Origin of the sequence: Chroococcus sp. FPU101 (assembly GCF_017312365.1) — a bacterium.
GTDB lineage: Bacteria > Cyanobacteriota > Cyanobacteriia > Cyanobacteriales > Microcystaceae > Chroococcus.
In genome coordinates, this window is sequence record NZ_BLJI01000060.1 from 1 (window position 1) to 14,071 (window position 14,071).

General features: G+C 41.3%; 13 protein-coding genes. 8 read left to right on the top strand and 5 right to left on the bottom strand.

What is annotated here, in order from left to right; translation table 11 throughout:
• Positions 1-3,092: Eco57I restriction-modification methylase domain-containing protein (locus CFPU101_RS23790; RefSeq protein WP_206818168.1), on the top strand; the 3,092-nt coding region annotated here is incomplete at its 5' end.
• Between the two features lie 60 nt (positions 3,093-3,152).
• Positions 3,153-3,788, top strand: a complete 636-nt coding sequence (locus tag CFPU101_RS23795) for a type IIL restriction-modification enzyme MmeI (protein WP_307730477.1) — start codon at positions 3,153-3,155, stop codon at positions 3,786-3,788.
• An 8-nt stretch (positions 3,789-3,796) separates the two neighbouring features.
• Here CFPU101_RS23795 and CFPU101_RS23800 read toward each other — a convergent pair whose 3' ends face one another.
• The 4 genes from CFPU101_RS23800 to CFPU101_RS23815 all read right to left on the bottom strand — a co-directional run bounded on the left by CFPU101_RS23800 (position 3,797) and on the right by CFPU101_RS23815 (position 6,234).
• Complete coding sequence (locus CFPU101_RS23800) at positions 3,797-4,222, bottom strand: type II toxin-antitoxin system VapC family toxin (protein WP_242578233.1); 426 nt, start codon at positions 4,220-4,222, stop codon at positions 3,797-3,799.
• Positions 4,223-4,236: 14 nt separating this feature from the next.
• Positions 4,237-4,449, bottom strand: a complete 213-nt coding sequence (locus tag CFPU101_RS23805; protein WP_206818172.1) for a hypothetical protein — start codon at positions 4,447-4,449, stop codon at positions 4,237-4,239.
• 151 nt (positions 4,450-4,600) lie between these two features.
• Entirely contained in the window at positions 4,601-5,461 is an 861-nt protein-coding gene (locus CFPU101_RS23810) for a DUF3037 domain-containing protein (protein ID WP_206818174.1), read from the bottom strand.
• The gene (locus CFPU101_RS23815; RefSeq protein ID WP_206818176.1) at positions 5,440-6,234 is read right to left on the bottom strand and encodes a HipA family kinase; all 795 of its coding nucleotides are present in this window, start codon (positions 6,232-6,234) and stop codon (positions 5,440-5,442) included. The genes CFPU101_RS23810 and CFPU101_RS23815 overlap by 22 nt, the downstream gene beginning before the upstream one ends.
• A 173-nt stretch (positions 6,235-6,407) precedes the next feature.
• On the opposite strand from CFPU101_RS23815, the gene CFPU101_RS25795 reads away from it, so the two are divergent.
• From CFPU101_RS25795 to drmC, 6 genes are all read left to right on the top strand, one after another.
• Entirely contained in the window at positions 6,408-6,689 is a 282-nt protein-coding gene (locus CFPU101_RS25795) for a hypothetical protein (protein ID WP_242578234.1), read from the top strand.
• 159 nt (positions 6,690-6,848) lie between these two features.
• The gene (locus CFPU101_RS25800) at positions 6,849-8,003 is read left to right on the top strand and encodes a hypothetical protein (RefSeq protein WP_242578235.1); all 1,155 of its coding nucleotides are present in this window, start codon (positions 6,849-6,851) and stop codon (positions 8,001-8,003) included.
• 48 nt (positions 8,004-8,051) lie between these two features.
• Complete coding sequence (locus CFPU101_RS25805; RefSeq protein ID WP_242578236.1) at positions 8,052-9,215, top strand: hypothetical protein; 1,164 nt, start codon at positions 8,052-8,054, stop codon at positions 9,213-9,215.
• A gap of 257 nt (positions 9,216-9,472) precedes the next feature.
• The gene (locus CFPU101_RS25810) at positions 9,473-9,859 is read left to right on the top strand and encodes a hypothetical protein (RefSeq protein ID WP_242578237.1); all 387 of its coding nucleotides are present in this window, start codon (positions 9,473-9,475) and stop codon (positions 9,857-9,859) included.
• Entirely contained in the window at positions 9,856-11,733 is a 1,878-nt protein-coding gene (drmB, locus tag CFPU101_RS23825; protein ID WP_206818178.1) for a DUF1998 domain-containing protein, read from the top strand. The genes CFPU101_RS25810 and drmB overlap by 4 nt, the downstream gene beginning before the upstream one ends.
• A complete protein-coding gene (gene drmC, locus CFPU101_RS23830) occupies positions 11,733-12,539 on the top strand; it encodes a DISARM system phospholipase D-like protein DrmC (RefSeq protein ID WP_206818180.1) in 807 nt (268 codons plus the stop codon). The genes drmB and drmC overlap by 1 nt, the downstream gene beginning before the upstream one ends.
• Before the next feature lie 72 nt (positions 12,540-12,611).
• Here drmC and CFPU101_RS23835 read toward each other — a convergent pair.
• The coding region (locus CFPU101_RS23835) for a CHAT domain-containing protein (RefSeq protein ID WP_206818182.1) at positions 12,612-14,071 on the bottom strand (1,460 nt) is incomplete at its 5' end.

A 14,071-nucleotide genomic window follows, 5' to 3' on the forward strand; every position in this document is an offset into this window, starting at 1 on the left:
ATTTTTCAATAATTGGTATTATCTTAAACCGTAGTCGTGCCGTAGAACTTCAGCAACGGTTACAGTCTTTAATTATTGAAGAAGAGGAAATAACCTGGATCGCCGATTTTCCCGCTTTTGCTCAACAGGTTTTAGAATGGTATCCTGAAGACTTGATCGGTGCGCCATCTCAAGAAACATTACCCACCGAGTTAGAAATTAGCTTACCCGAATACGGAGAAATTTTAGCCCCTTCCTATGCAGTTCGTGATCCAGACACTAAAGAATGGATGATGTTGATCAAAGTCGTTAAACCTAATTTACCTCTTGATGAGGTGGAGCTGGAGGATGCAAAATGGCGCGTGACAGTACAGGCGAAATTTGAACGACTCTTACGAGAAACACAGATCCCCATCGGTATTCTGTGTAATAGAACTGAAATCAGGCTAGTTTATGCCCCTAGAGGCGAATCATCAGGATTTTTATCTTTTCCAATCAAAGCGATGGCGGAGGTGGCAGGACGGTCAATCTTAGGGGCTTTGGAGATGCTTTTGGGATCTGATCGCCTCTTTAATCTACCGAGCGATCGCCGTTTACCTCAACTTCTCGCAGACAGTCGCAACTATCAAGCAGAAGTCTCAACGAAACTTGCAGAACAAGTATTAGATGCGCTGTGGGAACTCTTGCGAGGGTTTCAGATGGCCGATGTCGCAGTTGATGGAAAATTATTAGGGGAATTGGCAAAAAATAATCCTCAACATATTTATGGTGGACTCATTACGACATTGATGCGCCTCGTTTTCCTGCTGTATGCCGAAGATGAGGGATTAATGCCCAATGATTCTATTTATCAGTGTAATTATTCTGTTGGTGGTTTATTTGAACGGTTGCGGGAAGATGCGGGGAACTATCCCGATACAATGGATCAGCGATATGGTGCTTGGGCGTGGTTACTCAGTCTGTTTCGCTTGGTGTATGATGGCGGTGGTGCAACTCCAGAGTATTTACCAGCAAGACACGGACAATTATTCGATCCTCAAGAATATCCTTTTTTAGAAGGGAATGGCCAATCTGAGATCCCGCGTATTCCTGATGGGGTAATCTATCGGATATTGGATAAATTGCTGATTTTAGACGGTGAAAGACTTTCCTATCGTTCTTTGGATGTCGAACAAATTGGCTCAGTCTATGAAGCAATTATGGGCTACACTGTCGAGATGACAACAAGTCTCTCAATTGGAGTCAATAGCAAACCGAAAGGCTCTAAACATTCTACGACTATTGTTATTGACATAACACAGTTATTAGCCACTAAACCCGCAGAACGATCGAAGTTCCTCAAAGATACAGCTAACTGTGAACTTTCTGCTAAAAGCGCAAAGGATCTTAAAAGTGCGAAAATAGTGGAAGAATTAATTGCATCCTTAGATCGTAAAGTATCCTCTCGTACTCCCTATATCCTTCCCATAGGTGCATTGTATCTACAACCTACCGAAGAACGTCGCCGAAGTGGATCGCATTATACTCCGCGTCAGTTAACCCAACCGATTGTAGAAACAGCATTAAAGCCTATTTTTGAGCAATTAGGAGAATATCCGACTGTAGAACAGATTTTAGAGCTAAAAATCTGCGATTTAGCGATGGGTTCAGGGGCTTTTCTCGTTGAAGCGTGTCGTCAGTTAGCCGAAAAAGTAGTCGAAGCATGGAATAGAGAAAAACTCACCCCCAACCCCTCTCCTACCAGTAGAGGGAAGGAAGTTGAACCTCTTTTACTAGCGCGTCGTTTGGTTGCCCAACGCTGTCTCTACGGAGTCGATAAAAATCCCTTTGCGGTAAACCTAGCTAAACTCTCTCTTTGGTTAGTCACATTATCTAAAGATTTTCCCTTTACTTTCCTTGATCATGCCCTAAAATGCGGTGATTCGTTGGTTGGGCTAACCCGTGCGGAAATTGGTTCATTTGCAAAAGATCCCCTAGCAGGTTTACCCTTAATAGATTTACTGAAAGAAAAAGTAGAACGGGTTAAAAACTATCGTCAACAAATCCAATCTCTCGATACTCGTACCGACGAAGATGCAGAAGAAAAAGTTACCCAACTGCAACAAGCAGAAATGGAGTTAGAAGAAGCGAGATTAAGGGGAAATCTAAAAATAGCCGCTTTCTTTGCAGGGAAAAACAAAAAGGAACGGGAAGAAAAAGAGAAAGAATATGCTGATATACTCCGAAAATGGGGAATTTTTGACCTCACCCCCCGCCCCTCTCCTAGCAGTAGAGGGGAGATAGAAAAACTCTCTATCATTCCCTTCAACTGGGAAATCGAATTCCCTGAAGTATTCGAGCGAGAAAACGCAGGATTTGATTGTATTGTCGGAAATCCTCCGTTTGCTGGCAAAAATACCGCTATAAACGCCCATATCGAAGGCTATATGGATTGGCTAAAAGAAATTCATCCCGAAAGTCACGGAAACTCTGATTTAGTTGCTCATTTCTTCCGTCGTGCTTTTACCCTACTCCGCAAAGGTGGTACATTTGGACTGATTGCAACGAATACTATTGCTCAAGGAGATACCCGTAGTTCTGGTTTACGCTACATTTGTCAGAACGGAGGGACTATCTATCAGGCACAAAAACGGGTGAAATGGCCAGGGTTAGCTGCGGTAGTGGTTAGTATTGTTCATGTTATAAAAGATACTCGCTCTATCTTCTTACTACTTAATGGTAAACCTGTATCAAAAATTACCGCCTTTTTATTCCATGCGGGGGGACATGACGATCCTAAACCCTTAAATGCGAATGCGGGTAAAAGTTTTCAAGGTAGTATTGTTTTAGGGATGGGTTTCACCTTCGATGATACTAATCCTGATGCGACACCTATTGCAGAGATGTACAGATTAATCGAAAAAGATCCCCGCAATGCTGAACGAATTTTCCCTTATATTGGTGGAGAGGAAGTTAATAGTAGTCCAACGCATGATCATCATCGCTACGTGATTAATTTTGGCGAGATGAAAGAAGATGAAGCAAGACAGTATCCTAATTTAATGGCAATTGTAGAAGAAAAAGTTAAACCTGAAAGATTACGACAAAAGGATAAAATTGGTAAAGAAAAATAGTGGCAATTTTTAAGATCTAGACCAGAATTACATAAAGCGATCGCACCTCTTGATCGGGTTTTGGTTATCAGTTGTGGCGCAACATCTCACGCATCTTTTACTTTTTTACCTTCAAAGATGGTATTTGCAAATACTCTAGCAGTTTTAGCTTTTCAAAATTACTCTACATTCTCCATCTTACAATCTCGCATACATGAAAACTGGGCTAGATTTTTGGGTTCATCCATGAAAGATGATCTGCGCTACACACCCTCAGACTGCTTTGAAACCTTCCCTTTTCCAAACCTCACCCCTGACACAGAGGAGAGATTAGAAAATTTCGGACAAGAATACTACGAATTTCGCGCCCAACTAATGCAACGCAACAATCAAGGATTAACCGAAACCTATAACCGTTTCCACGATCCTGATGAAACCGATGAGGATATCATACACCTGAGAGAACTACATCAACAAATGGATCGAGCCGTCTTAGATGCTTACGGATGGACAGATATTCCCACAGACTGCGAATTCTTGTTAGATTACGAAGAAGACGACGAAACTGGCAGCAAACGTAAAAAACCCTATCGCTATCGTTGGCCGTCAGAAGTGCATGATGAAGTATTAGCGCGTCTGTTAGAGCTAAATCAAGCAAGATACGATGAAGAAGTGAGATTAGGCAAAAAGACGCAGAAGAGAGGAAAGAAAACCTAATACAATTTCTATACTGACCAATCTTCTATTTGTAGTTCGCTAATTTGTTGAAAATCTGCTTGGTTACGAGTCAGTAAAACTGCTTTATTGGTTAAAGTTATAGCGGCTATTTTTAGATCCATATTTCCCAATCGAGGATAAGATTTTCGCAAGCGTTGATGTTCTAGAACGGCTATTCGATTGAAAGGAACAATTACAATAGATTGATAATTAATGACTAACTGTTCTAATCCTTGGTAAGCTAAAACTTGTTGCTCAATCGTTCTTGCCTTCGATAAAAACAAAAGTCGCCCTCTAACTTGCTCTTCATAAGTAATGATTGTGACTGCAACTTCTGGATTATCGAGGGTTGCCAGCCTTTTTAAGATTTGTTTTCCTTCTTTCCCATTTCGTTGAACGAAGCTTAGATGATCTGTGTCGAAAATATACATCATGACATCAAGAATCGCTATTGAATCGATTTACGCCATTCTTGTCCGAGTTTAACAACTTCATCAAAGGTAGGGTCTTGTTCAAAACTTCCCGCCACCTTTAACCACCAGGGAGATTTTGACGGTAAAGATTTAGCTAACATCTGTTTTATTTCTGATAGTTCTGTTTCTAAAGCACTTACTCTGTCTTCAAGGTGCGAGGTGTTATCTTGAATCTGTTTAGCAGTCATCTACGCCTCTAACTACTTCAAATATCAATACTATCCTATCTTATACTGGTGGAATACAGAATCTTTGGTCTTCGATTTACCCCAAAATGCAGTAATAAAACTCGATTACTATCTCTATCCGAGAATAATAAAACTCAATTAATATTCTTTACTACCGTAGTATAGATAGTTTTTCCATTAATTCTTCTTGCTGAGACAATTGTTTAGTAACCCAAGATGTAATATCTTGTTCTAACAACACCTTAGCACCCAGTTCTCGATAAGTATCAGTCGTATCATGATAAATTTCTTCTAGCTGTTCATTGTCTTTTGACTCATCCTTCTTAGGAGGAAGCACAACAACTGCTATAGGAAAATCAGGCTTATTGTCTTTAACATCTGTAATTGTCCATGCTACAGCATCAAGGAGATTTTCTGGAGGATGTACCTCAAAAGAAATACCTTGCGCTGCTAAATATGGATGACCATTAGCTACAGCAATATCAACGTTATGGCCTTTGTGCGCTCCTGCAATAAGATAATTTTTCTTGACTAAATCTTGATACTCTTGCCCCATCATTTCTCTAACAACTTTTTTAACATTAGAAATGGTAATTCGAGCCGCATCTTGACGATCGCGAAATTTAGATTTTTCTGATACTGGTTTGACCAAAAACTTTTTAACAGCATCTTCTATCACTGTATCAACATCTTTTAATGAGCCTCGTGGTTCAGTGAATTGAATACTATTCATCCAGCTTTGTGCAACTCTTTCTAAACGTTCATGTCTGGGTCGATTATTTTCTTGATCGCCTAGAAACAATAAGCCAGATTGAGCCGATTTTCTCATGCTTTGAGCAAAATCTTTCAGATAGTCAATATTTTTTTCCTTACTGAAATTCCGAACGCGCTCCCAATTACTCAAAAAATGTACTCGTACATCTATGTCATCGAAAGCCAGCACACCAATATTGATCCGCTCATCAGTGATCGGATCTGGAACATATTGAATTATACTGTATCTGCTGGACATACTTGACGAACTAACTCTTTTTGTCGATTGAGTAAAAACACAATCATATTAAGTCTTTCTTCTATTGTAAAGCCCCACGTAATAGGTATCGTAGAAACCGTCTGAATCAACTGTCCTTCAGTGATGGCCTTAAGCTTTTGACAGGCGTAGCATAATTCATGTGGCGTGAAATAGCAATCATTAAAATAAGTATCTAAACAAGCAAGAGGTGTGTCAGCGAGATCCTCACTTGACCAATTCGGCCCGTTTGGAAAAAAATGACCATGATCGACTGAGTAAATGAGGCGAGGCGGATTTTCCTTAAAAAGGAACTGGCGATCGCTTGCACAAATCCAACCATAAAGCGTAGCTAAGAGGACTAATCTATGGCGATTTTCCGCTTCACCAGTAGCAATTAAAGTATAGCTGTCTCTGCAGTCCTTAATCCAGAGAGTGCCGTGAGCCGTACCTGCTCTAAAATTTTCAAGATACCTCGGATTGTTGTTAATCAACGTTTGAGGAATTAAAATAATCTCAGGTTTACCGACTGGGGCATCTAGTAATTTTCCTAAACGCGCTACCAATTGGTCATTAACAATTTGGCGACCGGCTTGTTGTCCTTTAACCACATAATCGTTACCATCTTCGCATTCTAGTAAAACAGGTTCAGACTTAGTTCGCCAGCCTCTTGTATATTCAACTGCACGGATTGAAGTAACAGGGTGCATCAATGATGATGCTAACGCTTGTCTCCATTGCGCTCTTCTTTCGGCGCAATCATGATAACTATCCACAAATTTATCAATTACATCGATTTTATGACCGATCTTTTAGCATACAACATCATTCTAATAAGCAAGACGCAGTACAACGGTGCTTATCTTCAAATAATGCGAAAAATCTTACATTCAGTGTTAGTTCTTAGGTAAAACTTGGGAACACTAAGCAGTAGTCTAAAAAATTAACTATGACAACATCTGCAGAGGTTCGTTCTCATCTCATCGAAGCTTTACACTTAGATTTAGTCGGGCCTAGCCCCGACGACATAGCTCACCAAGAAGAAATTTTAACCCAAGCCCCCTCAAAATGGTACATAACAGGCTTTCTGGCTCCTTATGGCTCACCTACCACAGACGACACAGCAGATGATGAATTTAATGAACTCGATAACAGTGCCAGCAGTGAAGATAGCGTCATTCCTGAAAGTACCTGCACTCGTAAACCCGTTTTTCCCTCTTCAATGGGTTGAAGTGTTCTAATTTCCCAAGAAACCGAAACCTTAGATATAACCATTCATTGGGCTGATTATTTCCCTGTTGAGTTAAAACCTCACCCCCTCTCTACCTTACCCCCTAGCCCCCAACCCTATGAAGAAACACCTCACCCCCAGCCCCTCCCTCACAAGGAGATGGAAGTTGAAGAGAATGAGCGAGATAAAAAGCCACCTGAAAAATTACAAGGATGGCAACGTCAACCCCATCAAGTTACTTTAAATATTCCCCTAACCACTAAATTGATCGCTATTCCCGACAGCCAAGGTTTAAAAATAGAGATTAATAAACGTCCAGTACGTTCCCCTCATTTACCAGACGGGACATCATCTGTCTCTATTTTCCTCGTGAATGCCCTTCCTAATGCCACGCCTTCTGATTGCGCTTTCATTTTCCAAACCTGCTTGATGGTGCATTGTCGTGAAGGTTTTGTCCCTCGTTCAAACCCCAAAGGCTTCTCCAGTAATGATCTAGATGAAGCGATCGCCGCACTACAATACCGCCACGACTACGAATTTGCCGTCGGTCACAACGTCTCAGTCTCCCCTCTCTTAGTAGGAGAGGAACAGGAGGTGAGGTGTCAAACTGTCCACACCACTTGGATACCCGTTACCGAAGTTCCGAGGGTTGCTCCTGCTGCTTTAAGCGACGTCGAACTGGGAATGGAAGCCCTAGCTAATCTTAGGGATGTCAAGCAGATGAAACAAAAATTAACACCACTTGTTACAGCTTACCGTACTTGGATCGACAACCAACGAAAACAAGCGATCAAACCTCCCGAAGCGATACCCATTGCCCAAACCCTTTTAGATAAAGCAGATGTCGCCTGTCGCCGCATAACTGAAGGAATAAACGCCCTCGATGACCCCTCAGTTTTAACGGCTTTTTGTCTCGCTAATAAAGTAATTTCAATAGCACGAAGAAGACAACTTTGTCAAGAAACTGATCAAGCGATCAAGAGTTTTCCACCTCCCCAATGGCGACCCTTTCAGTTAGCCTTTATTCTGCTTAATTTACCTAGTCTGGTCAGTCCAGAACATATAGACCGAAAAAGCGTAGATCTTCTCTTTTTTCCAACAGGTGGCGGCAAAACCGAAGCTTATTTAGGAATAGCAGCCTTTACCTTGATTCTGCGTCGTCTAACTTATGAAGGCATCACCTCAGCAGGGGCAACCGTATTAATGCGCTATACTCTGCGTCTACTAACCCTCGATCAACTCGAACGAGCCTCCCGCCTGATCTGTGCCTTAGAGTTAGAACGTCAGCAAAATCCTCAAATACTAGGAACTTAGCCCTTTGAAATTGGGCTTTGGGTAGGACAGGGAGCAACACCGAATAAAATGGGAAAAAAAGGCGATAAAGACGAATATTCAGGTTATTCCCGTACCATGGCCTTCCTACGAGATGAAAAAAGTAAGCCCTCGCCCATTCCCTTAGAGCGTTGTCCCTGGTGTGGCGAAAAATTTAAAGCCACCTCTTTTCAGTTATTTCCAACCGTTGAGCAACCCAAGGAATTAAAAATCATCTGTAGTAACCGTCGTTGTGATTTTAGGGGCGATAAGGCTTTACCGATCATCGCCGTTGATGAATCCATTTACCGTCGTTTACCCTGTTTTATTATCGCCACAGTCGATAAATTTGCGAGTCTTCCTTGGATTGGACAGACTGGGGCCTTATTTGGCAGAGTCAGCCATTTCCAAGACGGCGAAGGTTTCTATAGTGCCGCCGACCCTACTAAAGCAGGTCGCTCTCTAAAAAGCTTTTTACCGCCACCCGATTTGATTATACAAGACGAATTACACCTAATTTCTGGCCCATTAGGAACAATGGTCGGGCTTTATGAAACTGCGATCAATGCCCTCTGTGGAACGCCTAAAATTATCGCTTCTACTGCCACCGTCCGACGCGCTCAAAACCAGATCCAAGCATTATTTAACCGTCATCAAGTTGATATTTTTCCACCACCAGGGCCTGATCGTCATGACTCCTTTTTTGCTCAAACCATCCCTACCGATCAAGAACCAGGGCGTTTATATGTAGGCATTGCAGCACAAGGCCGAAGCTTAAAAGTCGTGCTACTAAGAACATATCTCGCTTTACTGGCTACTGCTCAAAAACAATGGCACTTAGGAGGAGGAAAGAAAGTAGACTCTAACCCCGCCGATCCTTACATGACTTTACTCGGTTATTTCAATTCCTTACGAGAATTAGGAGGTAGCCGTCGCATCGTCGAAGATGAAGTGAATTCCCGACTAAATAAGTATGGGGAACGGTTACGCTATGGGGAAACAGAAAGCTTTTTTACTAACCGCAAGATCGACGATGAGCCAGAGGAATTAACTTCACGAGTCAGCACTAACAAAGTCGCTAATACAAAACGTCGCCTTGCTCTCTCTTTTAACAACAAAGAAAGAGTAGATATTGCCCTAGCAACAAATATGATTTCAGTCGGCTTAGATATCGTCCGACTCGGTTTAATGATCGTTTTAGGACAACCAAATTAGGACAACCAAAAACGGCGGCGGAATACATTCAAGCTACAAGTCGTGTTGGCCGAGACTCCAAGCGATCGGGGTTAGTTGTCACCTTATTAAATATTCATCGACCCCGCGATCGCTCTCATTATGAACGGTTTAACAACTGGCATACTAGCTTTTATCGGGCTGTCGAAGCGACTAGCGTTACCCCTTTTTCTGATCGCGCTCTAGATCGCGGTTTAGCAGGTGTAACCGTTGCTCTTGCTCGTTTAATGGTAACTCAGATGACCAGTCCGTTAGGAGCTTCTGACATTGGGGAGCAACGACTGGCTTTAGAAAAAGTAATAGAAATCATTACCCATCGTGCCGTAGAACATAACCCCAAACTGACAAAAGATCAAAGTGATGTACTACGAGAGCAAATACGCGGCAGAATATCAGAGTTATTAGATACTTGGACAAAAATTGCTACCCGTGAGCAACGTCTGCAATATCAAAAAGAAATAGATAACGCTTCTCCTTTACTTTTAGATGCTGCCGATCCTAGTGCAGATAAAGAAAGTCTTGAAAGACGGAAATTTAAAGCACAGCGTAGTTTACGGGATGTCGAATTTACGGTGCAATTACGGGTACGCGATCCCTATGGAAACAATATGGAGGATGAGTCATGAAGGGAAAGAAACAGCAAAAAGCAGATGGAGAATTACGATCAAGTCAGATAATTACTACGTTTGGCGTGGGTTCAATGGTCGATCTGCCTAACTATTCTGTTTTAATTTCAGGATTAAATTATTGGCACGGAGATAGAGAACTCATTCGGGAAGAAAGACTACAAAGAAAAGTATCTGATATTCTACAAAGCCCTAACATTAAGCTTTACAGCCCCCCTCGCCAATTTTCTAGCCCAACGGCTGTCATGGCTCATATCGATGCTTTTGTTTTTCCGACTTGGTTTTTAGCCCAAGTTGAACAAACCTTCACCCGTAAAGGGAAAGAATATCGCACTCGTCCTTTTATCCGTTGGGGAGCCACTAAAGGCGGGAAAGTTAAGCTTGAGGGTAAACCGGTTCCAGTCGTTCCAGTTCGTTTTGTTCAAGCTTGTGTTAACGGACATTTGAGCGATATAGACTGGTATTTGTTTGTTCACCAAGGAGATTCGTGTCACGGTCAATTATGGCTCGATGAAGGGGGATCGGGTAACGATTTTGAAGAAATTTTCGTGCGTTGTGAGGCTTGCAAGCGATCGCGTCCCCTTTCGATGGCTAAAGTCCCTAACTCTAGAGTACTCGGTCAGTGTCAAGGCCATCGCCCTTGGCTCGGTTCTCACGATCAAGAAAGCTGTATTTCCTATCGCCTCAATGAGAATTTAGGAGAATTAGCCCCTGATATCAATGGTAGACCTGAATATAATCGTTTGCTTGTCCGTTCGGCCAGCAATGCTTATTTTAGCCAAACCCTCAGCGTGATTTCCTTGCCCGATCCTGATGAGCAATTACGCAAGACAATTGATCGCTTTTATGAGGAAGATTTACAGTATGAAGAAGAAATTAAAGATCTTCGCAAACAGTTGAAAAAGCCGAAATTTGCTGACCTTGCAGAATACGATCTTGAAGTGGTTTGGGCAGAAATTCAACGGCGCAAAAAAGGACAAACGGCTGTAGAAAAAACGATCAAACAAGTCGAACTTGAAGCGTTGCTAAGTGCCTCAGACCAAAATAGTTATGATGATTTTAAGGCTTGTCCACGTTTACTAGATGATCTGCCCAAACAATGGAAACCCTATATTGATCGCATTGTACTCGTCCATCGTTTAAGGGAAGTGATTGCCCAAATTGGCTTTACTCGTTTTGATGCCTATTTACCGAATATCGATGGGGAATTAGATGATTTAGAGCTTAATGTCCGTCTCGCTGCTCTGGATTTTAATAAAAATTGGATACCTGCGATCGAAAATAAAGGTGAGGGGGTTTTTATTGCCTTTAATAAACGGTTAATTGACGAATGGACAAACAAAGAAGCCGTCAAAGCTCGCTCTAATTCATTAATGGAAGGATTTCATCAATGGTTGCTCGCTAAAGGTATTCCTCTTGATAAAGCTCCTACTTTTCCAGGTATTCCCTACATCATGCTTCATTCCCTCTCACATCTTTTGATCACTTCTGTTTCCCTTGAATGTGGCTACTCTGCTAGTGCAATTCGAGAGCGCATCTATGTCAGCGAGCAGGGTTATGGCATCCTTCTTTACACTGGCACATCAGGCTCAGAAGGGACATTAGGCGGTTTAGTGGAAGTCGGTAAACAGATCGAATTTCATCTGGGAAAAGCTCTATTAATGGGTCGTCTTTGCTCAAATGACCCGATCTGCGCGAGTCATAACCCATGTGATCGACAAGAATCTCGTTTTCTGCATGGAGCAGCTTGTCACGGTTGCTTGTTAATTGCTGAGACATCCTGTGAACGGCGTAATGAGTTTTTAGATCGGGCGTTGGTTGTTAATACCGTAGAGGCGTTAGGGGCGGCTTTTTTCCCTGACGAACTTGATTGATGTCTCCTTTACATTCCCTAAGTTACGTGACTCTCATTGCTTTAGCAGAAGCGATCTTAAGTCATCGACTCTATTATCCTTTTCTTCCACATACCCTTGACATTTATCTTGCTTTTCAACAAAGTGAAGCAATTTCAACTGAACTGTCTTCTCTCTATCATTCTGGTATGGGAATTGAGCAAATCGCTTGTTTATTAAAAATGTTAGCTGATGAAAAATGTCTGTCTCACATCGATGATAATCAAATTGATTTAGTTTGGACAGGTCAGCATTTAGCCAGTTTAAGAAGCAGAGATACGGCGATCGTTGTCAAAGAGTTATTTTCTGCTGCCCAAAATTACATTTTACTCTGTAGCTATGCAATAGATAGAACAAACAAAGCAGAAACTCTTTTTCGGGAACTGGCAGACAGAATGGAGCAATTACCTGATTTGAAAGTGATTTTTTTCCTCAATCTCAACCGTCCTCACTCTGATGAAAGAGCCGAGGCTATTTTAGTCAGAGAATTTGCCGATTACTTTCATCAAATGTGGCCAGGAAAAAGACTTCCTCAAGTCTTTTATGATCCTCGTTCTCTATCAAGGGAAACTTACACTAGGTCTTGTCTTCATGCTAAATGTATTGTGATTGATGATCGCCAATTATTTGTGACTTCAGCTAATTTTACAGAAGCCGCCCATGAACGAAATTTAGAACTAGGAATTTTGTTAAAAAATCCTGCTAAGTCTAAAACATTACGCTGGCAACTAGAAAGTTTGATTTCTCAAGAAGTTGTTAAAAAGCTATTTATATCTTTGACAAGATAATTAACCTGAATTTTGAAAATCACAAAGTTAAAATACCCTAAAACCAACTTGACCCGCATATTTCACTCTCCATCATAACCAATTGCCAACCAGAACAAAACTAGCCCAAATTGAAGGATGACTTCCAGATGTAGCAATTTGATTCAACTGTGCTTTTCTTAAGGCTTCTGTTTTAGTCATTTCCTCTTCTAAATACCGATAGAAATCTGTGATTAATTCGACTGTCGCTTGGTCATTGACAAACCAGAGAGTCCCTAATGTGCTTTTTACACCTGAACGAACGGCAACACCTGCTAATCCTAACGTAGCTCGGTCATTTCCAGCCGCCGTCTGACAAGCACTTAGTGTTAGAAGTTCGATCGATTTTTGACTGCTATCAAGTAAGTTTTCCAATTCGGCTAAAGAAATTTGTTGATCAAACGCTTGAAGAAACGCACTATCAGCATTGCCGCCAAATCTACCATGCGTTGCTAAGTGAACGACTGAATAATTCTTTTTGCTAATCTGTTTCTGTAAATTATCAAAAGTAAAATCATCATTGAGATATCGACTCCCTCCTAAAATGGTTTGAACTTCTTGAGTTTCTTGAACAACATTTGGTAGTGAATCAAAAGGGGGAATTGCTAAAGTTAAACCAAAAGTTAATGAACGCCATTGCTGGAAAGATTGACTTTGAGTTATAAAATTTAATCCCAGTGATACAGATAAAGGATACTTTTCAAGCAAGAACTTTTGGCCATCATAGAGTGCGCCTATCGGCACATTTCTAAAGAGTCCGTCATTAATAAAGACAAGGTTGTTAGGTTGAACAAGCTCTAACTCATTTTCTATTGGTTGGATGAGAAGCTTATACAATTCTTTAGCTAAATCTAGATATCGATAGCTAGAAATGTCCTCTAATTCATTTCGCCATTTCAGAATCTTTTTTTGAAGCTGTGACTGAGAAATATTAATCGGATAACTTTTGTTTGTGCCGCTGGGCAATTGAAGAATTAAATAGCTTTGATTTTTTAGAATAATCGAATGAATGACTACCGTGTTCGTTTTAGCTAAGATAATTTGAGGTTGCTTGATTGCATCAATAATTTCTACACAGTCATCACCAAAAAAGTTTTGTAGTTCTGATAGCTGTAATCCTTCAAAAACTTGAATCGCTTCTTGAAGCTCTCTAGGTGTTCCTTCATCTAATAAAATTTCTAATAACTGCCGATAGACAGGTTCTACTTCATCTCGGAAATCCAACTGTAAATTCTGATTAGCAACCGCAATATCACCACGAATACTCTGTAGACTAGCGATCGCTTGCCGATAAGCGACCTTTGCCTCTTCCCGTTTTCCAGTTGCCCTGTAGATGCGTCCTGCTTGCCACTGCCAACGGTACAGGCTATCGGGTGCAGAAATTTGTCCCGCCGCTAATTGAGCTTGGTGAGTAAACTTTAGAGCAAAATCATATTGTTTTTTCTGTTCGTAAACTCGACCTAAAGCACCTAGAGCAAAAGATGCGGTTCTTAAATCATACCAAGTTGCGAATT

Bases quoted from the DNA above. Each gene is read 5' to 3' on its own strand.
- CFPU101_RS23800 (WP_242578233.1), bottom strand. From the start codon at position 4,222: ATGATGTATATTTTCGACACAGATCATCTAAGCTTCGTTCAACGAAAT.
- CFPU101_RS23805 (WP_206818172.1), bottom strand. From the start codon at position 4,449: ATGACTGCTAAACAGATTCAAGATAACACCTCGCACCTTGAAGACAGA.
- CFPU101_RS23810 (WP_206818174.1), bottom strand. From the start codon at position 5,461: ATGTCCAGCAGATACAGTATAATTCAATATGTTCCAGATCCGATCACT.
- CFPU101_RS25795 (WP_242578234.1), top strand. From the start codon at position 6,408: ATGACAACATCTGCAGAGGTTCGTTCTCATCTCATCGAAGCTTTACAC.
- CFPU101_RS25800 (WP_242578235.1), top strand. From the start codon at position 6,849: ATGGAAGTTGAAGAGAATGAGCGAGATAAAAAGCCACCTGAAAAATTA.
- CFPU101_RS25805 (WP_242578236.1), top strand. From the start codon at position 8,052: ATGGGAAAAAAAGGCGATAAAGACGAATATTCAGGTTATTCCCGTACC.
- CFPU101_RS25810 (WP_242578237.1), top strand. From the start codon at position 9,473: ATGACCAGTCCGTTAGGAGCTTCTGACATTGGGGAGCAACGACTGGCT.
- drmB (WP_206818178.1), top strand. From the start codon at position 9,856: ATGAAGGGAAAGAAACAGCAAAAAGCAGATGGAGAATTACGATCAAGT.
- drmC (WP_206818180.1), top strand. From the start codon at position 11,733: ATGTCTCCTTTACATTCCCTAAGTTACGTGACTCTCATTGCTTTAGCA.